The sequence below is a fragment of the Paenibacillus sp. AK002 genome (genome assembly GCF_053903045.1).
The window spans coordinates 4,714,492-4,737,544 of sequence record NZ_CP096377.1 but is presented as its reverse complement, the minus strand read 5'-3'; the positions used below and the strand labels follow the sequence as shown (position 1 = coordinate 4,737,544).

Annotated in this window: 24 protein-coding genes and 1 riboswitch; of the genes, 14 read left to right on the top strand and 10 right to left on the bottom strand. The window is 51.5% G+C overall.

Annotated features, from left to right (window positions below; translation table 11 throughout):
- Positions 1 to 10: 10 nt before the first annotated feature.
- From rbsK to M1D70_RS21000, 6 genes are all read left to right on the top strand, one after another.
- On the top strand, positions 11 to 922 hold the full coding sequence (rbsK, locus tag M1D70_RS21025) for a ribokinase (protein ID WP_009590049.1): 912 nt from the start codon (positions 11 to 13) through the stop codon (positions 920 to 922).
- A gap of 149 nt (positions 923 to 1,071) precedes the next feature.
- Positions 1,072 to 1,257 (top strand): hypothetical protein, encoded by a 186-nt coding sequence (locus tag M1D70_RS21020; protein WP_074961828.1) that lies wholly within the window; start codon positions 1,072 to 1,074, stop codon positions 1,255 to 1,257.
- Positions 1,258 to 1,495: 238 nt separating this feature from the next.
- The gene (locus M1D70_RS21015) at positions 1,496 to 2,044 is read left to right on the top strand and encodes a nucleotidyltransferase family protein (protein ID WP_456287828.1); all 549 of its coding nucleotides are present in this window, start codon (positions 1,496 to 1,498) and stop codon (positions 2,042 to 2,044) included.
- 108 nt (positions 2,045 to 2,152) lie between these two features.
- A complete protein-coding gene (locus tag M1D70_RS21010) occupies positions 2,153 to 2,860 on the top strand; it encodes a class I SAM-dependent methyltransferase (protein WP_456287827.1) in 708 nt (235 codons plus the stop codon).
- A 2-nt stretch (positions 2,861 to 2,862) separates the two neighbouring features.
- Positions 2,863 to 3,321 (top strand): NUDIX hydrolase, encoded by a 459-nt coding sequence (locus tag M1D70_RS21005; protein ID WP_456287826.1) that lies wholly within the window; start codon positions 2,863 to 2,865, stop codon positions 3,319 to 3,321.
- Positions 3,318 to 3,890 (top strand): histidine phosphatase family protein, encoded by a 573-nt coding sequence (locus tag M1D70_RS21000; RefSeq protein ID WP_456287825.1) that lies wholly within the window; start codon positions 3,318 to 3,320, stop codon positions 3,888 to 3,890. Before M1D70_RS21005 ends, M1D70_RS21000 begins: the two co-directional genes overlap by 4 nt.
- 83 nt (positions 3,891 to 3,973) lie before the next feature.
- Here the strand turns inward: M1D70_RS21000 and M1D70_RS20995 are convergent, their stop codons facing one another.
- The gene (locus M1D70_RS20995; RefSeq protein ID WP_009589820.1) at positions 3,974 to 5,224 is read right to left on the bottom strand and encodes a methyl-accepting chemotaxis protein; all 1,251 of its coding nucleotides are present in this window, start codon (positions 5,222 to 5,224) and stop codon (positions 3,974 to 3,976) included.
- Between the two features lie 183 nt (positions 5,225 to 5,407).
- Positions 5,408 to 6,154: a class I SAM-dependent methyltransferase gene (locus tag M1D70_RS20990; protein WP_456287824.1), complete on the bottom strand. Its 747-nt coding sequence runs from the start codon at positions 6,152 to 6,154 to the stop codon at positions 5,408 to 5,410.
- 119 nt (positions 6,155 to 6,273) lie between these two features.
- Here M1D70_RS20990 and M1D70_RS20985 point away from each other — a divergent pair, with 119 nt between their 5' ends.
- The gene (locus M1D70_RS20985; protein WP_036671101.1) at positions 6,274 to 6,972 is read left to right on the top strand and encodes a nucleotidyltransferase domain-containing protein; all 699 of its coding nucleotides are present in this window, start codon (positions 6,274 to 6,276) and stop codon (positions 6,970 to 6,972) included.
- A 117-nt stretch (positions 6,973 to 7,089) separates the two neighbouring features.
- A complete protein-coding gene (locus M1D70_RS20980; protein WP_015736424.1) occupies positions 7,090 to 7,185 on the top strand; it encodes a hypothetical protein in 96 nt (31 codons plus the stop codon).
- A 73-nt stretch (positions 7,186 to 7,258) separates the two neighbouring features.
- Here M1D70_RS20980 and M1D70_RS20975 read toward each other — a convergent pair whose 3' ends face one another.
- Positions 7,259 to 7,861 (bottom strand): YkoF family thiamine/hydroxymethylpyrimidine-binding protein, encoded by a 603-nt coding sequence (locus M1D70_RS20975; protein WP_304147303.1) that lies wholly within the window; start codon positions 7,859 to 7,861, stop codon positions 7,259 to 7,261.
- 84 nt (positions 7,862 to 7,945) lie between these two features.
- Positions 7,946 to 8,048: riboswitch (TPP riboswitch) on the bottom strand.
- Positions 8,049 to 8,231: 183 nt separating this feature from the next.
- Complete coding sequence (locus M1D70_RS20970; protein WP_009589776.1) at positions 8,232 to 8,834, bottom strand: nitroreductase family protein; 603 nt, start codon at positions 8,832 to 8,834, stop codon at positions 8,232 to 8,234.
- A 519-nt stretch (positions 8,835 to 9,353) separates the two neighbouring features.
- Between M1D70_RS20970 and M1D70_RS20965 the strand changes: the two genes are divergently transcribed.
- The 5 genes from M1D70_RS20965 (at position 9,354) to M1D70_RS20945 (ending at position 14,787) form a co-directional block, all read left to right on the top strand.
- Positions 9,354 to 10,307, top strand: a complete 954-nt coding sequence (locus M1D70_RS20965; protein WP_015736422.1) for an ABC transporter permease — start codon at positions 9,354 to 9,356, stop codon at positions 10,305 to 10,307.
- Positions 10,297 to 11,244, top strand: coding sequence for an iron chelate uptake ABC transporter family permease subunit (locus tag M1D70_RS20960; protein ID WP_009589942.1), 948 nt, complete (start codon positions 10,297 to 10,299; stop codon positions 11,242 to 11,244). Before M1D70_RS20965 ends, M1D70_RS20960 begins: the two co-directional genes overlap by 11 nt.
- Positions 11,241 to 11,999, top strand: a complete 759-nt coding sequence (locus M1D70_RS20955; RefSeq protein ID WP_009589818.1) for an iron ABC transporter ATP-binding protein — start codon at positions 11,241 to 11,243, stop codon at positions 11,997 to 11,999. The genes M1D70_RS20960 and M1D70_RS20955 overlap by 4 nt, the downstream gene beginning before the upstream one ends.
- A gap of 204 nt (positions 12,000 to 12,203) precedes the next feature.
- Positions 12,204 to 13,175, top strand: a complete 972-nt coding sequence (locus M1D70_RS20950; RefSeq protein WP_456287823.1) for a siderophore ABC transporter substrate-binding protein — start codon at positions 12,204 to 12,206, stop codon at positions 13,173 to 13,175.
- 187 nt (positions 13,176 to 13,362) lie between these two features.
- Positions 13,363 to 14,787, top strand: coding sequence for an NAD-dependent succinate-semialdehyde dehydrogenase (locus tag M1D70_RS20945; RefSeq protein ID WP_456287822.1), 1,425 nt, complete (start codon positions 13,363 to 13,365; stop codon positions 14,785 to 14,787).
- Between the two features lie 167 nt (positions 14,788 to 14,954).
- On the opposite strand, the gene M1D70_RS20940 is transcribed toward M1D70_RS20945, so the two are convergent.
- The 6 genes from M1D70_RS20940 to M1D70_RS20915 all read right to left on the bottom strand — a co-directional run bounded on the left by M1D70_RS20940 (position 14,955) and on the right by M1D70_RS20915 (position 21,385).
- Positions 14,955 to 15,917: a Gfo/Idh/MocA family protein gene (locus M1D70_RS20940; protein WP_009590016.1), complete on the bottom strand. Its 963-nt coding sequence runs from the start codon at positions 15,915 to 15,917 to the stop codon at positions 14,955 to 14,957.
- 196 nt (positions 15,918 to 16,113) lie between these two features.
- Entirely contained in the window at positions 16,114 to 17,097 is a 984-nt protein-coding gene (locus tag M1D70_RS20935) for a Gfo/Idh/MocA family protein (RefSeq protein WP_009590008.1), read from the bottom strand.
- A 118-nt stretch (positions 17,098 to 17,215) separates the two neighbouring features.
- Complete coding sequence (locus tag M1D70_RS20930; protein ID WP_456287821.1) at positions 17,216 to 18,238, bottom strand: Gfo/Idh/MocA family protein; 1,023 nt, start codon at positions 18,236 to 18,238, stop codon at positions 17,216 to 17,218.
- Between the two features lie 43 nt (positions 18,239 to 18,281).
- A complete protein-coding gene (locus M1D70_RS20925; protein ID WP_009589889.1) occupies positions 18,282 to 19,118 on the bottom strand; it encodes a carbohydrate ABC transporter permease in 837 nt (278 codons plus the stop codon).
- Between the two features lie 16 nt (positions 19,119 to 19,134).
- The gene (locus M1D70_RS20920) at positions 19,135 to 20,076 is read right to left on the bottom strand and encodes a carbohydrate ABC transporter permease (RefSeq protein ID WP_090908115.1); all 942 of its coding nucleotides are present in this window, start codon (positions 20,074 to 20,076) and stop codon (positions 19,135 to 19,137) included.
- A gap of 46 nt (positions 20,077 to 20,122) precedes the next feature.
- A complete protein-coding gene (locus M1D70_RS20915; RefSeq protein WP_009589846.1) occupies positions 20,123 to 21,385 on the bottom strand; it encodes an ABC transporter substrate-binding protein in 1,263 nt (420 codons plus the stop codon).
- A gap of 431 nt (positions 21,386 to 21,816) precedes the next feature.
- Between M1D70_RS20915 and M1D70_RS20910 the strand changes: the two genes are divergently transcribed.
- Positions 21,817 to 23,019, top strand: a complete 1,203-nt coding sequence (locus M1D70_RS20910) for an ROK family transcriptional regulator (protein WP_456290476.1) — start codon at positions 21,817 to 21,819, stop codon at positions 23,017 to 23,019.
- Positions 23,020 to 23,053: the final 34 nt, after the last annotated feature.

The window sequence follows — 23,053 nt, the reverse complement described above, 5'->3', positions numbered from 1 at the left end:
GCGGTTAAATTTGCGCAAGCTGGTTGTCATTGGAAGCATTAATATGGATGTTGTAAGTAATGTTGCGCAGTTTCCCCAGCCGGGGGAAACGATTCACAGCAGGGACGCACAGTTTTTTCCCGGAGGCAAAGGGGCAAATCAAGCTGTGGCCGCAGCCTTGGCAGGTGCCGATTGCAGCATGGTCGGCGCCGTGGGACTGGATCCCTTTGGAAGCACTTTGGTTGCTTCCTTGGAGGAGCGCGGCGTTGGCGTCTCGTCCGTTCTCACCAAGGCAGGCACATCCGGAATCGCGATCATCACGGTCAACGAAGAAGGCGAGAACTATATCGTGCTCTCGGAAGGAGCCAATGGGCGGCTGACCGAAGAGGATGTTGCCGCCGAAGTGAACTGGGACGGCGTATATGCGGTGCTGCTGCAGAATGAAATTCCGTGGGAGACGACACAGCATGTCATCCGATCGGCCAGCAAGGCAGGCGTTCGCGTCTGGCTGAATCCGGCCCCCGCGCGAACGATTCCGCACGAGGTGTTTCCGCTGCTGGATACTTTGATTGTAAACGAAACGGAAGCAGGCGTGGTTAGCGGGCTGAGGGTGGAGGACGCGGCTTCGGCCGAGGCTGCTGCAGCATCGATCATTGGAAGAGGCACTTCCAACGTGATCATCACCCTTGGCGAGTTAGGGTGCTTCTATGGAAATGCACGCGGCGAGCGATTTAACGTTCCGGCTTTCCGCGTCAAACCCGTGGATACCACGGCGGCAGGGGATACCTTCATCGGTGCTTATGCGGCGGCTCGCACGGAGGGGCTGGATACGGAAGCAGCGCTGCGGTTTGCGACCGCAGCTGCTGCATTGACGGTGACCCGTCCGGGCGCTCAATCCTCCATACCGGCTAAGGAAGAGATTGTGGCGTTTATGAATACATGAATCATGCTGCTTAAGAGAGGGCGTTTACGGATGCCTTCTCTTTTTGTTATATATTGCAAGATTCCATGGGAGCTGCCGACATGTTATGCCGAACCCTTTCATATATGTAAGAGTGACGATAATGAATCTATGAAATGGGGTATCTGTTCATGGCAAAACAAAAAAGAGGCAAATCCTTGTGGAACCTACCAACTCGCGCACGCGGCACATGCCCGGTGTGCAAGAGTACCCGGACCAAACTGTTGTATCCTCGGACCAAATCGGACGGGACTGCCCTGAAAGTGTGCAAGCGCTGCGACGGGGCATCGCAGGAGCGGGTGGATGCGGCTGTGTAAGCAGCTTCCCGATACAAGGAGGGACTAGAAGTCAAGGATTATTTGGAATATAATAGTTTTATCTAAGAGTGCATAGGCCGTTTTCCTCGTGAAGCGGTCTATGCTTTTTTACACGGATTAAGGTTCTCTGGGGCATACTCGCGCATATTCGGCGGGGTTCGTAAACGTGAGGGACCTGGAGACGACACAATTACAAGCAAGCTGGGATTCATATCAACCATTCATGGGCGGTGAAGGCATGTTAGAGGAACGGTTAAAGGGATACATAAGGCAGCACAAGCCATTGATGGCGGATTTGGGCATCGTTCGGGATTTAGCCCTGCCGCAATGTTATATTCCCGCAGGTTACATCCGAAATTATGTATGGGACATCCTGCATGGATTAGACGGGACGGACCGGCATACCGATATCGATGTCGTTTACTTCGATTCGGATGATGTGTCCGAAGAACGGGATGCTGCCCTGGAACAGCACTTAAGGACCTCGACGGCGAACCCGAAATGGTCGGTCAAGAATCAGGCCAGAATGCATGCCAAGAACGGAGACGAGCCCTATCATTCGACCCATGCAGCGCTAACCCATTGGCCGGAGACGGCCACCGCGGTCGGGGCCAGACTGAACGTCGCAGGGGAGCTTGAACTTTGCTGTCCTTACGGATTGGAGGATTTATTCGCGCTTCGGGTTCGAAGAAGTCCTAACTTTGATAAGCGGAGCTATTACTTGGAACGGGTACGCAAGAAACAATGGAAGAATCAGTGGCCGCGTTTAGCGATCATCGAGGATTAGAAAAGAGTTTGCCAAGTAAGAGATACGTTGTTCGGCAAGGATTTAGGCATTCTTATGTGGAATTTGTTAGAAAGCGGCTGATAACGGCAAAAACAAGGGGTTATAACATTGAACATATTCGACCGTGCGCGAGAAAAGGAAAAGTCGTATCACGAGAAATTGTATGAAGATGCCGTATTGTTTGAACCTGGGAGCTGGTTAGCCAAGCCCGTTCAGACGGTCCTGGATCATTTGGACTTTTTGCCGTTTCCGGATATGCGGGTCCTGGATCTGGGATGCGGCGTCGGGCGCAACAGTATCCCGGTTGCGCAGCGGATCCAATCGGCGAACGGGCAGGTCATCTGCGTGGATTTGCTGCCATCGGCTATCGACAAGCTGGTGCAGTATGCCGCGATGTACGGCGTAAGCTCAAGCATCGAGGCACTTGCAGCAGACGTAGAGTTTTACGAAATTACCGAGGCGTCATATCATTACATCATTGCCTGTTCATGCCTGGAGCATTTGAGCTCGGAAGAAGCCTTCGTATGTAAGGTCAAACAAATGCAGGCTGGAACCGTGGACCAGGGCATTCACTGCATCATGATGAGTACGGAAGTGAAGGAAATCGATCGGGAGACTGGTTTGGAGGAAGAAGGGTTAATCGAGTTGAATCTGTCGACCGAAAGGGCCCTTTCTATCCTTGACGAGCTGTATTCGGAATGGGAAATCTTAACGAGGCGGCAGGTGCAGCAGGATATTCAAGAAGTGAAGGATGGGAGAGACGTTCTATTCCGAAGTCGATGGATGACCTTCACTGCGAGAAAAGGAGGGGATTGACCATGGTGAAACATACGCATCTCGGCGTTTATGGAATACTGATTCAGCATGATCATATCCTGTTGATCCAGAAAGCGAGAGGGCCGCATAAGGGGAAGTGGGATTTACCAGGCGGCTCGATCGAGTTCGGCGAAGAGCCGGAGCATACCCTTCAGCGCGAATTTATGGAGGAAACCGGACTTGGTTCAATTAAGGGAAGCATTCGGACGGCCGTCTCTTATACGATCGTGTATCAGTATGAAGCGAATCAGATGGAAGAACTGCATCATATCGGCATAATTTATGATGTCGAGCTGCTGGATGACCAAGCTAGAATCCAAACGGGCGGTGACGGTCAAGACTCCTTGGGAGCCCAATGGATTCCGATTGACACACTGGGATTGCTGCCGTTAACGCCGTTTGTCGAGATGATGATGGAGCCCGATTTAGAGACGAATCCAAAAGCGGGGATCGAAGAATGACGATTATATATTTTGTGAGACATGCGGAATCCCCATTTATCGAGGGGAAGGAACGGTCTCGTGGATTGTCGGCGCAGGGATCGCTTGCTGCGGAGCGAGTGAAGGAGATGCTGCTGGATGAAGGGATTGACGCGATCCTGTCGAGCCCTTATCAGCGCGCCAAGGACACGGTCCAACCATTGGCGGACGCTTTAAGATTACCGATTATGGAGCAGCAGGACTTAAGAGAACGGATGGCCGGCGATTTTCAGGGACATTCCTTCCTTGATGCCAAAAAGAAACTGTTCCAGGATCCGGCCTTCTCCTTCCCCGGAGGGGAATCCGGTAAAGCCGCGCAAAGCCGTGCGATCCGGGCCTTCGAGATCATTTTGAATGCATATGGAGGCAAGCGGGTAGCGATCGGCACGCACGGCGATATCATGACACTCATGCTCCAGCGTTATGATGAGCACTTCGATTATCATTTTTGGCTGGGAACGACATTGCCTGATATTTACCGCGCCGAATTTGAGGAAGGGCGGCTTGTGAACCTTGCGCGGTTATGGAGCGAGCGTCAAGAGATAGGATGATAAAAGGCCAAGAATCTCGTTAGATTCTTTGGCCTTTAAGTTTAGATGCGATAAATGCGAGCTTATGTAGACTGACTCGCTGCTTAAAATTTGAAAATGTTGATGGTTTTCTGCAGCCGGAAAACGGCGTTATTCATCGCTTCCGCTTCTTCAGCCATCTTCTGGATCGACGAGATGCCTTCGTTCATGGAGGCCGACACTTGCTCCGTTCCGGCAGCGGATTGCTGCGTGATCGCGGATATATTCTGAATCGCGGAAGAAATGCTCTGCGCGCTATCCAGCATGGACTGGCTTTCCTTAGAGAAAGCGGCGATCTGATCCGAAATATACTGCACGCTGTTTACGATCTCCATAAACACAAGCTCTGCTTCGCGGATCATTTCGGTCTGCTGCCTGACGACCTCCTCATTGATTTTGATGTTTTGGGACGCGTGTTTGATGTCCGATTCGATGCTCCGAACGAGATTGAATACTTCCCGGGTTGAAGACGTAGATTCTTCGGCCAGTTTACGCACCTCCTGGGCGACAACGGCAAAGCCTGCGCCATGCTCGCCAGCTCTGGCCGCTTCGATGGATGCGTTCAGGGACAACAGGTTGGTCTGATCGGCAAGCTCGGAGATCGTCTCCGTAATCTTCGTGATTCCTCTGGCGCTTTGGGCCAGCGCATCGATGGATTCCGAAACCTTGGCCGTTGCATCAATGTTTCGCTGCATCCCTGCAGACTGCTTGGCTACCGAATCCCTTCCTTGTTCAACCAGTCCCAGCGTTTCGATCGACCGGGTATTCATTTCTTGGGTCGAATGCGTATAATTGCTGACCTTCTCTTCGATCTCACGGATGGAGTGCGTCATTTCGGATACGTCTTCCGAAATTTCGTTGGCGCCGACGGCCAGCTCGTTGGAGGAAAGGGAGACTTGATTCATCACTTGAATAAGCTCCTGGTTTTTAATCGAAATGCTTGAGCTTGACGTCATCACCTGACGGGTGATATCCGAGGTTTCCTGCAATATTTTGCGAAGCTTGTCCACCATGCTGTTGAAGGTTCTGCTCAGATCGTTCATGCCTCCAACCTCCTCCACCTGGAAGGTGAAGTCGCCTTTGGCGATTTTGGCGGAAACGCTGGAAATTTCCGCGAAGGAGTTCGTAAGCGTTTTCTCAATGAGACGAGAAAGAGGAAAAGTAAGCCCGGTTAGTACCACGACGATGACCACGCCAATGATTGCTTTACCCATCAGAATAAACGCAAGCAGCATGGGTACCGCAAACAAAGCGGCAATGAGATAACAGGCTGCGGTGATTTTTTGAGACATAGGGAGTCTGTTGAACCATGCCATAAGAATGAGTCCTCCTCAACAACATAGGATATATTTACCATGATTATAGCATCGACGGGCTAAACTAGATATAACGAATTGACAAAAAGTGTTGAATTAGGTCGAAAGAACTGAGTGTGATGGAAGTGAGGGGAAGCATAGCCATATGCAGATCCCCTCTTGATGCATAGAGATGAAGCCGGATTATTTCACGGCACGAAATAAGGCGGAAGCGAGAAAATCGGTATTATCCAGAATCATGCGGTCATGCTTGAACAGCGTTTCCCAGAGCGCAGCATCGAACAGGAGTCCTTTATCGCGCTGCTCAAACGCATCCAGATGACGAGTTTGCTCTTCCTTTAATTGCTCGTTGAAGTGGTTGTACTCCAAAAATTCTGCCTGCTTAAAACCGCAAGACATGAGGGCCCCCGCCCATTCTTCCTTCATCATCAGATTAGGAATGCCGAAGAATTCGAGCAGCTCCTTAAGCTTCGGCTCCGGCATCGGCTTATCCAGCAGCAGTTCCCTGTCCAGCAGGACGCCTCCGCGATCCAGAACGCGGTAATATTCGGGCAGCGATTTCGAGGTATCCGTAAATACGGTGACGGACTCGGCCATGATCAGATCAAACCGGTTGTCTTCGAAAGGCAATGCGCATACATCTGCCTGCAGGAACTCTACGTCCATACCCATGGCTTCGGCTCTTGCGCGGGCTTTCTTGATCATATTTTCGTTCAAGTCAATGGCGGTCACTTGATAACCCATCTCCGAAAGATGGCAGGCTGTTCTGCCGGTTCCGCACCCTACCTCCAAAATGCGGCTGCCCGGTTGAATGGGATAATTCTTCAGCATTCTGAGGGTTGCCTCGAATCCTCCCGGGTGGGCACTGCCCATGCCTAATCTGGAGAGCATGTGAATGTAATTCATCTCATCTATCCCTTCTTCCTTCATCGTCAATGCGGGTAATCGTTTATTTACCATATGATTCAGGTACGTTTGGGGTTTTCGTTGAATTTAATATTTTGAGCCCTTTTTTGTGGCGGATGAGAGAATTAATGGAGGAAACGTCCATGAGACTGGAACCGACGGAGGCAGCGATACGCGTCATGCAACGAAATTATCCCGACTGCTTGCTTGCCGTACTTGGCGGCAGCGCGAGCAGTGGCGAATATAATGAACAATCCGATCTGGACATCATCGTCATTGAACGGGACGGACATGACTTCAGCAGGAAGACGATCGAAGCGCATGGCTGGATCGCGGAAATATTCATATTGTCCTTATCCTCCTATCGCGAATATTTCGACGTGGGAGTGCTGGCGGCGAATCCGTCTTTACAGCGGATGGTCGCCGAAGGTACGGTGCTGCGTTCGTTGCCTGAGGGAGAAGAGGTTCGGGCGGATGCCCGGAGTGATTTGAATTACGGCCCCATGCCCTTGTCGCCGAGCGATATTGCCGAATACCGCTACATGCTAACCGAGTTTTTGCTGGACTTGACAAGTCCCCGCAGAGAAGGCGAAAAATGGTTTACGGTACACAAAATAGCATCGACTCTATGCGAATTCGTGCTGAGGGCAAACCGGGAGTGGACGGGTGAAGGGAAGATGCTGTTCCGTTTGTTCAACGGCTATAGCCCAGCCATGGGGGATCGACTGGAGGCAGCGCTTCTGGCGATTTATCGGGAGGACGATCCTTCGGACCTTATTGCAGTGACGGAGGAAGCCCTCAGCCCGTACGGAGGCAAGCTGCTGGTCGGTTATGAGGAATAAATAAGCCCTGCATAAAAAAAGAGGGGGGTACATTAGCCGTGACGCTCGCCCGCCACAAGCAATAAGATAATAACGTGATTAACTCACGTCATTCTTTTAAATCCAGGAGGGATCTTCATGAGCGGAGCATATGGCGGCGCATGGGGCAATTCAGTAGGAACTATATTGGTTCTCTTTATCCTGCTCGTAATCATCTTGAGTGCTTGGGTTTAAACACCGTCAATATTCTTGCCTGCAATCGATAAAGGCCCGGCGCTTGCCGGGCCTTTATCTGTTGGAAAGGACCTTAAGCTTTGGCTTTGGGAGATGGGCTGTGGGCCGAAACCACCGCGGTCATGACCAGATGGCTGCTGTCGGATTGAATCGCATGTTGGAACGCGTCTTCGAGTGATCCGAACACCCGGGACAACGCCCCGTCCAATCGGCTGGCGTAATGAACGCTTCCACCGAATGTGCCCGCTGCCTTCGCACGATCCACTTCTGCGTAAATGACATCCATGTAATCGGCGCTACCCATCGGGTAAAGCGCGAATTGGCAGGCCGTTTCGATATCGGCGTGTTCCCCGATATCGTGGTTTAAGCGGGTCGAATCCTCGTCCATATACGCATCGGCATCCGTATCGCCTGGGCAGCCGATAGAATAAGTACCGTTAAACACCGTGTGCACGCCGCTAGCCGCGGCATGAGCGAATATCGCTCTCGTCACATCAAACACATGCTCCGCACGTCCGCGAATACAAGTGCTTACATCATCCGTTTGGATCCAGACCTTTTCCGAATCCACGGAACGAAGCGCCTCCGTGATCACTTCCACGAACCGATCCGTCATGGGAAATACCGAGAACCGGCATCCCACGATCCGGCTCGTTCCGCATACAAGCTCATTCATAAATTTTTTTCCTCCCCATTGTTAAGTCCACGCAAAAAAACCGCACCCCATGAAGAAGTGCAGTTATGCCTACGCAAAGAAATAAACATAAATGCTACACTTCCCCACGCTAGTATGATCTAGATCGGGTGATAAGGGTTAACGGCAGCCCGCCGTCTCTCAGCACATGGCACCCCTAGTACAGCCAAACATCAAATATGCAGTTGGTAATCAAGCCGGCTCCAAGAACTTCCGAAGATCAGAAGGCGAAAGGCCTGCTTCCTGTGTTATTGTATCGTTTTGGCGGCAGGTTTTCAATGGCAGGGCACCATAAAAAAGCCGCCTGCTCCAATCCTCTGGACTTGGATAGGCGGCTTATGCCGGCTACGGCTTACTTGTATACCTTCACGCGATCTTCAAGCGGCGCAAATTCTTTTTCGCCCGGATCTGCAACCGGTTTGCCGAAAGGCATTTGAGCGATCAGCTTCCAGTTTTCCGGAATGTTCCATTCGGACTTCACTTTCTCGTCGATCAACGGGTTGTAATGCTGGAGGGATGCGCCCAGGCCTTCTGCCTCGAGGGACGTCCATACCACGAATTGCAGCATGCCGTTGGATTGGTTCGACCAAACCGGGAAATTGTCGGCATACAGCGCGAACTTTTGCTGCAGGTCGGCAACTACGTTATTGTCCTCGAAGAAGAGAACCGTGCCGTATCCAGCGCGGAATGCGCCCATTTTTTCAGCTGTGGATTTGAAAGCCTCTTCGTCTCCGACAACTTCTTTCAGAATGCCTTCGGTCAGGTTCCACAGTTTGTCATGCTGTTCGCCAAGCAGTACAACGACGCGTGCGCTTTGGGAGTTGAAAGAAGACGGAGTATATTTAACGGCTTCATTAACAATCTCCTGGATGCGTTCGTCGGAAATGACCGGGTCTTTGCTGATGGCATAATGGGAACGACGATGCTTAAGTGCTGCTGAAAAATCTTTAGACATTGAAAAAACCTCCTGATGTAATCATGTTTGCATAAGCCTGATAACAAAGATGTCCTTTAATTCAAGCAAATATGCATGTTGAGTTGAATTGCTGTCGTTGAATTATCATTTCACATTAACTTACGTTTAGTTAGAAATAATAATTATGTTAGCATATTAATATAACTTAGAGGTATTGTCAACGCTTCGAAGGAAAGTTAATTTATATTTTTTATACCCGGTTACTGAGAATTAAATCAGCTTCCAATATGTATGTATTTCGGGAACCCCGAATCTAAGCAGCTCAGCCTCAGCGATATAAAATTGATCTCGGCGAAACTCCATATTATGAACAAATCATGAACAAATGATACTTGGATGAACAAATTAAATGATTTTCATTCTCAATTATACTTGTCGACTGAGAATGAGAATGATATAATCCATATCAGAACGCAATTGATAATCAATCTCAATGAGAATGGTTGGGGAATTGCTGACTGCCGGGTTTCGACAGACATACGCATAGAAGGAAGAGCCATGAAGATTAGATACTTATTCGCAGCCGTTGTGGTACTCTCCATAATTTCGTTATTTATTGGAGTTAAAGATATCTCGCCACTGGAACTGTTCTCGATGACAGAACAACAACAGCATATTATGCTTGTAAGCCGGATTCCCCGGCTTGTCAGCCTCATATTGGCGGGTGTCAGCATGAGTATCTGCGGATTGATCATGCAGCAGCTCAGCCGCAACAAGTTCGTATCGCCGACGACGGCGGGAACCATGGACTCCGCCAGATTGGGGATCTTGGTCGCCATGCTCGTCTTTACGACAAGCGGCCCGCTTATCAAAATGCTCGTGGCATTCGTATTCGCGCTGGCAGGAACCTTTATCTTCATGAAGATACTGGATCGGATCAAGTTCAAGGACGCGATCTTCATCCCGCTGGTAGGACTTATGTTCGGTAATATCGTCAGTTCGGTCGCGACCTTCTTTGCCTACAAATATGATCTTATACAGAATATGTCGGCTTGGCTGCAGGGCGATTTCTCCATGATCATGAAGGGCCAGTATGAAATGCTGTACCTCAGCATCCCGCTTGTGATTCTGGCTTACCTGTTTGCCAACAAGTTTACGGTAGCCGGAATGGGAGAGGAATTCGCAACCAACCTGGGACTTCATTATCGGCGAGTCGTGAACCTGGGATTGGTCATCGTTGCGCTGGTTACGGCTTCCGTTGTGCTGACCGTCGGCGTGATTCCGTTCCTTGGTCTGATCATACCTAATATTGTCAGTCTGTACTTAGGGGACCACTTGAAAAAAAGCCTTTCGCATACCGCGCTGCTGGGGGCCGGGTTCGTACTGTTCTGTGACATCCTTGGCCGGATCATCATTTATCCCTATGAAATTCCGATTAGTCTGACCGTGGGCGTACTCGGAAGCGGTATATTCATTTTCTTACTGATGAGGAGAAAGGCTTATGACTTATAAAGCCAAACTCGGCCTGTTGGCCGCGGCGGCAATCATCCTGGTGGCAGTCTTTCTGTTCATTGATCTTGGCGGCAATTGGGATTACGCCCTTCCAAGACGAATCAAGAAGGTTCTTGCCATTATTCTGACCGGCGGGGCGATCGCTCTGTCTACCACGGTGTTTCAAACGGTCACGAATAACCGGATACTGACGCCAAGCGTGATGGGATTGGATTCCTTGTATATCCTGATCCAGACGACCGTGATCTTTGTCTTCGGTTCCTTCACGCTGTATAAATTGGGCAGCAATGTTAACTTTTTGATCAATGTCGGCGCGATGATCCTGTTTGCCGGGATCCTATATAAGATTTTGTTTCAGAGGGAAGGAAACAATATTTACTTCCTGCTGCTGATCGGCATGATATTTGGAACCCTGTTCTCCAGCATGTCTTCCTTTATGGAAGTGCTGATCGATCCGAACGAGTTTCAGTACGTGTCCGACAAGATGTTTGCCAGCTTCAACAATGTGAAGACCGAGCTTCTCATCCTGTCCGTCATTGTCGTTGCGCTGACCCTGCTGTATTTTGCCCGGTTTGCCAAGTACTTGAACGTACTGTCGCTGGGCCGTGACCAGGCGATCAACCTGGGCGTAAACTATGATTACGTTGTGAAGAGGCTTCTGATCGTGGTCGCGGTTCTCATTTCGGTGGCCACCGCATTGGTAGGACCGATCACGTTCCTTGGACTGCTTGTGGTCAACGTCGCTTATGAATTCATGAAAACATACCGGCATTCACACTTAATCACGGCGTCCATTCTGATTAGCATTATCGCCTTGGTGGGCGGCCAACTGGTGGTAGAGCGGGTGTTTACGTTCTCTACTACGCTAAGCGTCATCATCAACTTCATCGGCGGCGTTTACTTCATATACCTGCTACTAAAGGAGAGTAAAGCATGATCCAGGTTACGAACGTATCGAAAGTCTATGGCGGCAAAAAAGTCGTTGATAACGTGTCGGTTACGATCCCGAAAGGTCAAATTACGTCCTTTATCGGCCCGAACGGTGCCGGTAAGAGTACTTTGCTGTCCATGATTAGCAGACTAACGGGCAAGGACAGCGGTCAAATTACGGTGGACGGCAAAGAGGTCAGTCAATGGAAAAGCGGGGACCTGGCGAAGAAGGTTTCGATTCTGAAGCAATCGAACCATATCAGCCTCCGCCTGACGGTGCGCGAGCTTGTATCCTTCGGGCGTTTTCCATACTCCCAAGGCCGATTGAACGCGGAAGACGAGAAGTTCGTGGATGAAGCCATCTCCTATATGGAGCTTGAGGATATGCAGCATAAATATCTTCATCAGCTCAGCGGCGGTCAGACCCAGCGTGCTTATATCGCGATGGTCATCGCCCAGAACACGGAGTATATCCTGCTGGATGAACCTCTCAACAATCTGGACATGAAACACTCCGTACAGATTATGAAGATTCTCCGAAAGCTTGTCGCCGACCTGAACAAAACGATCGTGATCGTGATTCATGACATCAACTTCGCTTCCTTCTACTCGGATTACATCGTGGCCTTGAAGGACGGAGCGATTGAAAGCGAAGGGAAAACCGAGAACATCATTCAGAGCAATGTTCTTCGCGGCATCTACGACATGGACATCGAGATCGAAGAGATTAACGACAATCGGGTGTGCGTATACTACGGTTAATCGTCAAGGATTCGGGATTTGAAAATATGATATGGGCTCAGGGAGAAGCTGATGAAGCGAGCTCACTCCCTGCACAAGGACTAGGCCGCCTTGGTTAAAGGACGGCATGGTTTCCTCTGCCCAAAATGAATTACATATTCAACCATGAATTCAAATATATGTTGAATTATAAAGATTTTAAATATAAAAAATGGGGTGTTAGGAATGAAAAAATGGTTGGCTTTATTTATGGTAGCAATGTTCACGCTTGTGCTCGCGGCTTGTGGTCAGGACGATAAAACGAGCGGTGCGGCTGGAGGCGATGCTGCGGGAGAAACGCCGCCTGCATCCGAAGAAATCACGATTACCCATAAGCTGGGTGAAACGCCTGTCAAGAAAAATCCTTCCCGCGTCGTCGTATTCGATTTTGGCATTCTGGATTCCGTGGATAAATTGGGCGTTGAGGTTTTGGGTGTTCCGCAAGCGAATATCCCGGCATACCTGTCCAAATTCGAAGACGAGAAATATGAGAATGTGGGCAGCCTGAAAGAGCCTGACTTTGAGAAAATCAACAGCATCGAGCCGGATCTGATCATTATTTCCGGCAGACAGCAGGATGCTTACGAGGAACTCAGCAAAATTGCCCCGACGATCTTCCTGGGCGTGGACACAAGCAAATACATGGAATCCTTCAAAGAGAACATGAATACGCTGGGTCAAATCTTCGGTAAAGAAGCCGAAGTTGAAAAAGAGCTTGCCACGATTGACGAGAACATCAAGGCTTTGAATGAGAAGGCTACTGCAACCGGCAAGAAAGCCCTGATCATTCTGGCGAACGAAGGCAAAATCAGCGCGTACGGCCCAGGCTCCCGTTTCGGCATTCTGCATGACGTGTTCGGTTTTGGTGCCGTCGATCCTAACATTGAAGTCAGCACGCACGGTAAAGATATTTCGAATGAATACATCGTTGAGATGAACCCGGATTATCTCTTTGTTGTGGACCGCGGTGCAGCGGTAGCCACGGGTGAAGGAGAATCAGGCGCCAAAGCGGTTGTCGAGAACGAGCTTGTAAACACAACCAATGCCGCGAAAGAGGGCAACATCGTGTATTTGAACCCTGACTTCTGGTATCTGTCCGGAGGCGGATTGACATCCGTATCCGAAATGATCACGGAAGTAGACGCAGCCGTTAAATAGGTGAACGCTTAGCTATGAATATGGAAGCACTGGAGTTTCTTGACGAAGCTCCGGTGTTTTATTTTTTTGCATTAGGGTAAGTGGATATCGGATAATAGGCAGGACGGACCCTAAGTTAAATCATGTTTAGTCAATCATGATATCACATACTCTCAGTCTTGAAAAATCGATTAGGAGGTCTTTTGTTATGTTTCAAAATCAAATCTATATCAACGGTAAATGGACAGAGACCGAGGAGCAGATGGATGTATATAACCCGGCGGACGGCACGGTTATCGGTACCGTATCCAAAGGCGGGAAGAAGGAAGCCCGGCTTGCCGTCGATGCGGCCGCCGATGCTTTTCCGGCATGGTCCCGCAGAACGGCGAACGAGCGGGGAGAGCTGCTGCGCCGCTGGCATGAGCTGATCGCGGGACATACGGACGAATTGGCAAGGATTATGACCACGGAGCAGGGGAAACCGCTGAAGGAAGCGGCGGGCGAGATACAATATGCCAACAGTTTCGTGGCATGGTACGCGGAAGAAGGCAAGCGAATCTACGGTGAGACCATCCCCGGATCATCCAGCCGCCAGCGCATCATTGTAACGAAGCAGCCTGTTGGCGTCGTTGCCGCCATCACGCCTTGGAATTTCCCGGCCTCCATGATTACACGTAAGGTGGCGCCGGCCCTGGCTGCGGGGTGCACCGTGGTGATCAAACCATCCGGCGAGACGCCGTTCACGGCGATCAAGCTGGTGGAGCTTGCGGATCAAGCCGGCATTCCAGCCGGGGTCATTAACATCGTAACCGGGTCTTCCAGCGACATTTCCGGCGTTTGGCAAGAGGACAGCCGGGTTAGAAAGCTGTCTTTTACGGGATCCACCGAAGTAGGGAAGCAGCTGATGGCCGGCGCGTCGGCCAACGTCAAGAAAATATCGCTGGAGCTTGGCGGCCATGCCCCGTTTATCGTGACCGATCAGGCGGACCTGGATCAAGCGGCTGCCGGATTGATTTCTTCCAAGTTCCGCAACGGGGGACAGACCTGCGTATGTGCCAACCGGGTTTATGTTCAGGAAGGGATCGCGGAGAAGTTCGCTGCGAAGTTTTCGGAGCTTGTCAAGCAATTGAAGGTAGGCAGCGGAATGGAGAAGGGGGTTGATATCGGTCCCTTGATTAATCGGGAAGCCGCGGATAAAGTCGTACGACAGATCAAGGATGCGAAAGAGAAAGGCGGCATCGTCTTGGCAGGCGGTCAAGCCCTGCCCGAGCTCGGCGGCAATTATGTGGAGCCCACGGTCATCATGAACGCTACGGACGACATGGAGTGCATGAACGAGGAGACCTTCGGACCCCTTGCGCCGATTACCACTTTCGAAACGATAGACGAAGCCGTGCAGCGTGCCAATAACAGTCCGTATGGCTTGGCCGCCTATGTATTTACGCAAAATCTGGGTGAAGCGGTACGCATTGCCGAATCGTTGGATTACGGAATTGTAGGCGTGAATGATCCGGTGCCTTCGACAGCGCAAGCGCCGTTCGGCGGCTTTAAGGAGAGCGGGCTCGGCCGGGAAGGCGGGCATTACGGAATGGAGGAGTTCCTGGAGGTAAAATACATTTCGCTTGGATTATAAGAGTGGAACGGGCATCTTCACGCTCCCAGCGATAACCAAGCGGCAAGAAGCCTCTGACAGTGAAGCGGCTGCTTACTGCGCTGCATGAACAGAACGAAACATGTTGTTAAACGAAAAGTAAAAGGGCGTCCTCAAAGTCTGCAGACCGCGAGAACGCCCTTATTGCATTATGGCTGAATCGTTACAGGTTGGCCGGTCTCGGCGGATTCATTGGCCGCCAGCGTCACTTCCAGCGTCTTGAAGCCGTCTTCGTAGGATGCCAGCACCAGGCTCGGGTCATTGCTCCGAATAGCGTCAATAAAGGCATTGGTAAGATTTTTGTAAAAGTCCGTCTTGCTGCGGTAGACCACTTCCTTCTCCTTGTCTACGATGGAGAGCGTGGTTCCGTCCAGGACGACCCGGAAATCCCGGCCCATGATCTCGATACCGCTGCGGTGATCGAACTGGATAAACCCGGTTTGCATATGGCCGACAGCCCCGGAATCCAAGACGAATTGGATGGCGCCCACATCCGGAATGTCCAGGTCCGGAATGTCGTTGACCAGCAGCAGTTTCATATCGGCATACAGGCGGGTGATGTCGCCGCACAGGTAGCGGACCAAGTCCATGGTATGCGTGGATTGCTCAACCAGCTGTCCGCCGGACAATGCCTTTTTGCGCCACCAAGGAGTTGGCACAGGCGTTGTGATGTAGTGGGCGCGGACCATGCCGATTTTTTTGTCCTTGAGAAAATCTTTGGCGATCGCCACCGTATCCAGGTACCGCAGGCAGTAACCGGAGGCGGCGATGATTCCGCTTTCAGCAATGACTTTGGCTTTGTGGCGAACGGACTCGACGTCCAGCCCCAGCGGCTTCTCCACCATCAGATGAATGCCCTTGGCAGCTGCCTGCTCTTCAATGTCGCCATGGCAGAACGGCGGAATGCACACATACAGCACATCGAGCGGCTCCTGCTCCAGCATCGTGCTGCCGTCCGTGTAATATGCCGCGCCGTAAAGCTCGGCTTGCTGTTTGGCTAACGCTTCATTTGTATCGCATATCGCGGCCAGCTGGACATGTTCGTTCCCGTGAAGATTTTTAATGTGAACGGCGCCCATGCCGCCCGCTCCCATCACGCCTGCTTTAATCATAGGTTGCTTCACTCCCGATCGTATAAAATGTTGGCTTCAAGTTCCGGTAACTCGATTACTCACACGTGATTATAGCCCCGCCATCCATATTATTCAAGCATTCATTTGGGCCAGGATTTACGGATCCGCTATGAAAAAAAGCACAGAAGGTCTTCTCGTATACGACGAGAAAACGACTTCTGTGCCGGTTATCCAATCACAGCTCCGACATCGCGATCGTCCGCTTGTCTGCTGACGATCGGTAGGCGGCTACGGCCACGGCTAGCGCATGAAGCCCGTCCTCGCCGGTAACGGATGCCTCCGCGGCACCGGAGGAGATGGCATCTACGAAATCCCTGATCAGGCTGGCATCCATGCTGTCGCCCCAAGCCTGATGGCGGTATCCGGATTCATCGGTATATACGTGCAGCTTCTGACTGGTGGCATTGACGCTGAGGGTCCCGGCGGAACCGACGATTTCCAGGGTGACGTCGCCCCAGGTCGGGAACTCCTTGTTGCGGGACCAGCTGCAATCCAGCGTAGCAAATACGCCATTGTCGAATTCCATGGTCAGGATGCCGCTGTCATCAATCGGAGTTTCCGAGATGAGATGGTCGACCTCGGCGTACACTTCCTTGACCTCGGCACCGGTGATCCAGCGCATAATATCGGCGACGTGCACGGTATGGTCAATGACGGCTCCTCCGCCGGAGAGCTCCGGATCGATGAACCAACCGCCGGGATTGCGTCCGCGGTTGGTTCCCTTCATGGCCAGAATGCGGCCTAATTTCCCCTCATCGATCATCTGCTTGGCCCGCACGACCGTTGTATTGTAACGCACCGGGAATGCCGTTTGCAGCAGCACGCCGTTTGCTTTGCAGGCATGAATCATGTCCTGTGCATCCTGTATGTTGGTCGATAGCGGTTTTTCGCAGAGCACATGAACCCCGGCCGCAGCGGCGGCCAGCACGTGCTCCTTATGATGCGCGTTCTCGGATGTCACGATGACGCCGTCCAAGCCTTGGTCCAGCAGCTCGCGATAATCCCGATAATAGGCGGTTTCGAAATGCTCGGCGTATTTCCGGCCACGCTCCTCTACAGGGTCGGCAATGCCGGCAAGCTCCACGCCTTCAATTCCGAGAAGGGCTTTGGCATAACTGAACGCATGCATATGCGCAAAGCTGATCACTCCCAATTTCATGGCTTTCTCTCCTTGTTTAGTGATAAGAAAGTATATCCCGCAGAGGCTTGCCCTCCTTATCCAGCAACAAAATCTGCAGGCTGCGGGCTCTCCAGATAATACATCGATAGCGTTTATTTCATGTCGAGGTGAGGGTAAGCGCAGCGTCCCCGATAACCACTGGCTCGCCTGCGGCCATGGAGGCTAGAGCGGCAAGTGCGATGCGAAGCGCCTCATAGGCGTCTTCGGCGGAAACCAGCGGCTCGCTTCCGTCGCGGATGCACGACATAAAGTGTTCCAGTTCCCGGTAATAGGGACTGCGTTCAAGCGGGCTTTCCGGAACGGCGACGCCGGGAATCGTCGCGGCACTGCTCCGCGATTTGAAGAGAAGCGGGCTGTCCTTGGCACTATCATAGTCAATGATGCCGCTCGTGCCCGCCATCTCCAAATTCATGGAGAAGCCGTCATGTGCCCAGGTGCCCTCCACATGAGCGATGACGCCGCTGCGGAAGCGAAGGGTCACCAGCGAATAATCCAGCTGAGCCTGGTGGCGGCCGTTCAGCCCCTTGGCATAGACGCGCTCAACTTCTCCGAAGCACCAGCGCAGGTAATCAAAATCATGGATCATCGCATCCAGCGTAATGCCGCCGCTCGCTCCAAAATCGCTGTACCAATGGTTCCAGCCGATCGGATAACCGCCGCCGCGGCCAGCCCGGATGACAGCAGGCATCCCGATGCTGCCTTGATCGAGCAGCGCCTTGGCCTTCACGTATTCCGGGAAGAAGCGCAGCACATGACCGACAAACAAGCGTACGCCCTTATCATGGCAGTAGTTGATCATGAATCGCGCGTCTTCTTCGGTTCTTGCCAGCGGTTTCTCGCATATGACATGCTTGCCGATGTCCGCCGCTTTGACGACGTAGTCCTTGTGAAGCGGGGTTGGCAGGCAGACGTCGATGACATCGATCTGACCTGCACCCAAATCCTCTACCGCCGCTTCGATCGAACGATAGGCGCCTGCTTCATATTCGTCCGCAAGCTGCCTCGCTTTCTCCAGCCGGATATCGGCAATGCCGGCAAGCTTCACTCCCGGCATCGAGGCATAGGCGGCGGCATGGGTTTTTCCCATGGCGCCTGCACCAATGACTAACACGTGTAACATTTATCGTACACTCCTTTTTTACATGGTGGGCTGATTCAGTCGGTTATCCTTTGATCCCATTCATGGCGATGCCTTCAATAAAGTATCGCTGAAGGAAGATAAACAGGATAATGATGGGGAGCGTGGCCATCAAGGCCCCGGCCATCAGCAGCGGATAATCGGTGGAATGCTGCCCCTGGAAGCTGGATATCCCGATCGAAAGCACTCGCATCTCCTCGGAGCTCGTCATAATGAGCGGCCACAGCAGATCGTTCCATGAGGCTAAGATGGTGAAAATCGCCAGCGAGACGAGTGCGGCCTTGGATAACGGCAAGTAGATATTCCAGTAGATCCGGAAATAACTGCAGCCGTCGATTTTGGCGGCTTCCTCCAGATCCTTCGGCAGCGTCATGAAGAACTGTCTTAACAAGAACGTGCCGAAGGCACTGAATATGCCGGGTACGATGAGCACGTAAAACGTGTCGAGCCAGTTGAACTCGCGCATGATGACAAAGCTCGGAATCATAACGACTTGGGAAGGTACCATCAATACGGCCAGGAGGGCGAGAAAAATGGCATTCTTGAACGGGAACCTCAAGCTGGCGAAAGCATAGGCTGCCAGCGAGCACAGAATGAGCTGGCCCGCGGTGCGACCCACCGTCACGATGACGGTGTTCAAATAATAAGTGCCGAAATCAATGGTTTGGATGACACGAAGGTAGTTGTCCGGATGCCATTCCACAGGCAGCCATTTCGGTGGAACGGACATGGAGTCGGCAAAGGACTTGAAGGATGTCGAGATCATCCACAGAAACGGCATGATCATGAGCAGCGCCCCGACGGCTAACAGGATGTGTACCGCCAGGCGGCTTGCTTTTTCAGCTTGGGTTGAAGTAGTCACGTCTACGCACCTCCTGTTATTGGTAATGGACCCAGCGCTTCTGAATGTACATCTGAACCATGGTGATGATCAGAATGACCACGAAGAGAATGAAGGCTTGCGCCGAAGCGTACCCCATGTTGAAGTATTTGAATCCGTCTTCCCAGATGCTGTATACCACCGTCCGGGTGGACTCGAGCATCGTGGTCTGCTGATCCATCATGATGAAGATCAGGTCGAACACCTGGAACGAATTGATGAAGGACATGACCAAGACAAAGAACAAACTGGGCGTGAGCAGAGGCAGCGTAATCCGGAAGAACTTATACAGCGTCCCCGCTCCGTCAAGCGAAGCCGCTTCATAGTAGCTGCCGGAGATGCCCTGCAGCCCCGAGAGCAGAATGACGGCGTTATAACCGATGCTGCTCCACACGCTGACAAGCACGATGGAGAACAAGGCGAATTTCTCGTCAAACAGCCAGTTGGGCTGCGGCAGGTTCATGACGCCCAGCACATGGTTGATTAATCCGAATTCGGAATTGTACAACCATTTCCACACCATGCCGACCGCGATCGGCATGGTGATGACGGGAATGAAATAGAACGTGCGGTAGAAGACCATACCCTTGATCTTCTGGTTCAGCAGCACCGCCAGCACCGTTGCCAGTGCAACGGATAACGGTACCGTACCGATGGTATACAGCATCGTGTTCAGCATGGAGCCGGTGAATTTGTCGTCCTTCATCAAATTCGCGAAGTTATCGAGCCCGATGAATTGGGGGGCAGTCAGTCCGTCCCAGGAAGTAAACGACAGAAACAGGGAGGCGGCGGAAGGTGCCATGTAGAACAGACCGAGGCCCAGCACGACAGGCAGAATGAAGATGTATCCCCACATGGCTTCGTGAAAGGCAAGTTTCCCGACCTTTCGCTTGGCCGTCGTTTCAGGAGGTTTCGTGGTCACAGTGATGGGAGAGCTCACAGGCTGCACCGTCCTTTCTTAGGTTCCGTATTGGAAGGGCTGTTCGTTAATTGGTTTCCGTCGCAAGGATGGCATTCATCTGCTCACCTGCATTTTTCAACGCCTCTTCAAACGTTTTCTTGCCGAGGAAGGCGGCCTGGATTTCCTTCACTTCCGCGTCCTGCCACTCTGCGGTTTTTTGGGATACGGGATACGGGACGGCAAACTCCAGGCTGTCGACGAACACTTGCAGATCAAGCGAAGGAATGGATTTCAGCCAGCCACCCTCCGTGCCTTTGTAAGCAGGCATCGAGAAGCCCGAGTCAGCCAGCAATTCCTGTCCTTCCTTCCCGGATAGAATCTGAATCAATTCCCAGGACTCCTGCTCGACCTTGGTTTTGCCGTTGATGGCCCAGCTGAGTCCATGGACGATGGACGCCTTTTCCTTTCCGGCGGGCAGAACCGCGACGCCCAGCTTGTCGCCAAGCAGCTTGTGCAGTTCCGGAGAGTTGACGGAGATTCCCGGGAACATGGCGGCCTTGCCCGATCCGAACAGCTGGCGCGACTTGGTTTCAAGCTGCTGCTGCGCATTCGGAGAGTAGCCTTTTTCAATCAGGCTCTGCTGCCATTTGAATGCCGAAAGAGCTTCCGGCGTATCGTAACCGGACGTTTTTTTATCGTCGGATATCACGAATCCGCCGGCCTGGGCAATATAGTTGTAATAACCGATTTGACTGTCGATCGGCGTAATATAGCCGTAGATTCCGTTCGATTTATCCGTCAGCTTGGCTGCGTTCTCTTCTACCGTTTCCCAGGTCCAGGTATCGTCGGGATAGGGCAGCCCGGCCATGTCAAATAGTTCTTTGTTGTAGAAAAGTCCTACGGAATCCTGGAAGTAAGGAAGTCCGTGAAGCTTGCCTTGATAGGTATACATATCGACGAGCGCTTCGGTATAAACCGAGGTATCTAGCCCGCTTTGCTCGATCAGGGGGGACAGGTCTTTGATCAGACCGGAGGAGGCATACGAGTGAAAGTTGGGTCCGTTCATCCAGTAGACGTCGGGACCGCTGTTGCCGGCGAGGCTGGTTTTCAGCTTGGTCCAATAATCCGCCCATGGGGTGTAGGTCACCTTCACCTGTACATTGGGATGCTTCTCATTGAAAATTTTGATGGATTTGTCCAGCGTGTCCCGCACATTTTCGTCCCATAGGGCAACGTTGATAACCTTCTTGCCATTATCTCCTCCGGAGGCATTGCCGCCTCCGCAGGCGGACAGCAGGGCGGAGAACACGAACAGTACCGAAATCAGGACAGACATTCTTTTTTTCATCAAATAACCCTCCTTGAATTCACATGGTTTTTGATCAAGCGTGGTTGGTCGTGTGGCTTGTTCGAAGTGAATCGATCCCCCAAAGCGCCCCCTTTGTGTTTGAGTGTAAAAAGCGATAGTTATTCCATTAGTCGAAAAAAGTTAACATCTCAATGCTATCTTTCTTGACAGAATAACCAGCTTCTATTGCGAAAGATTATATAATTACCTTGTTTATTTTTCAAGATAGCGATTTCAAATCCTTTTAAATTCTTTTTTTCACAATATGAGAGAGTCATTATCAAATCTTACGCCGTATGTTATTTCGATGAATGGAATAAGTTTATATCCGCTTGTTGAAAATGTTATAGTGGTTCTAACCTCATTTTTCCGATACAGAAAGTCGCACTACAATGAAGAACCCATAGAAAGGTTGAACTTGCTTGAACAATATGAAAAAAGGCAATCACAAGCTGATCCAGGCGCTAAACCGGTCCAAGGTGCTGAACAAGATCCGTACGGAAGGCCCTATATCGAGAATCGAACTGGCCAAAAAAAACAAGCTGAGTCCCTCCACGGTGGCATCGGCCGTTCAAGAACTGATCAGGGAAGGCTATGTTTCCGAAATTGGAACAGGCTCCTCCAGCGGCGGGAGAAAACCCATACTGCTTAAATTCAATCCGGATAATCACTTTCTGCTAGCCGTAAGCATAACGAATTCGGTCATGATCCTGGCCCGGATGAATCTGGAGGCGAAGGTGCTCGCAAAGGAAACGCACCCTATAGCCGGACTCCAGGGAGAAGCGGTTATCGAGCGGCTGCTGCACCTGATGGATGATTTCATGGCAGGTCAGGAGGACCTGGAACGGTGCGTCGGCATTTCCATTAACGTCCCCGGCATTGTGAGCGACAGCCAGGGCGTCGTGCATTATAACACGAAACTGCGGATGACGAATGTTCCGCTGAAACGGATATTTGAAGACCGCTACGGAATGCGGACCTGGGTTGAGAATGACATGAATTCCGTTGTGCTGGCCGAACGCCGGTTCGGCGATTACGCGTTCGCGAATCTGATCTATATATCCATTGGGGACGGGCTTGGTTCCGGTATTTTGATTAACGATCATCTCCTAAGAGGCAAGCATGGCGGTGCGGGTGAATTCGGGCATACGAGCGTGAATCGCAGCGGAATCCGCTGCGAATGCGGCAATGCAGGCTGCCTCGACAGTTATATCAGCTGGATTGCTATGTATTCCCGCATTATTACGGCGATCGCAACGGGAAGGCCGACGCTGATCCAGGAGCTGAGCGGAGGGGATTACAGTAAAATTGTTCCGTCCGTATTCAAGGAAGCCCTTCGCAAGGGGGACAAGCTGGCGAGGGATCTGAATGAAGAAGTGGCCGAGCACTTGGGTGCGGCCATCGTCAACCTGGTGAACATGTTTAATCCCGAGGCGTTGATATTAGGCGGGGATTTGGCGCATGGAAATCCGGAATTACTGGACATGGTCAGCGCATATATCGACCGGCATGCGATGCCGATTCTGAAGGATGACATGGTTTTCGGCTTGGCTTCCCTGGGCGAGGAGGACAAGCTAATGGGTGCGGCTTCGGTCCTGCTGCAGGACCTGCTGGGCTTCTCTTTGATGGAATAATGGATTTGACAACGTTTCCATCTGCACGTTATCT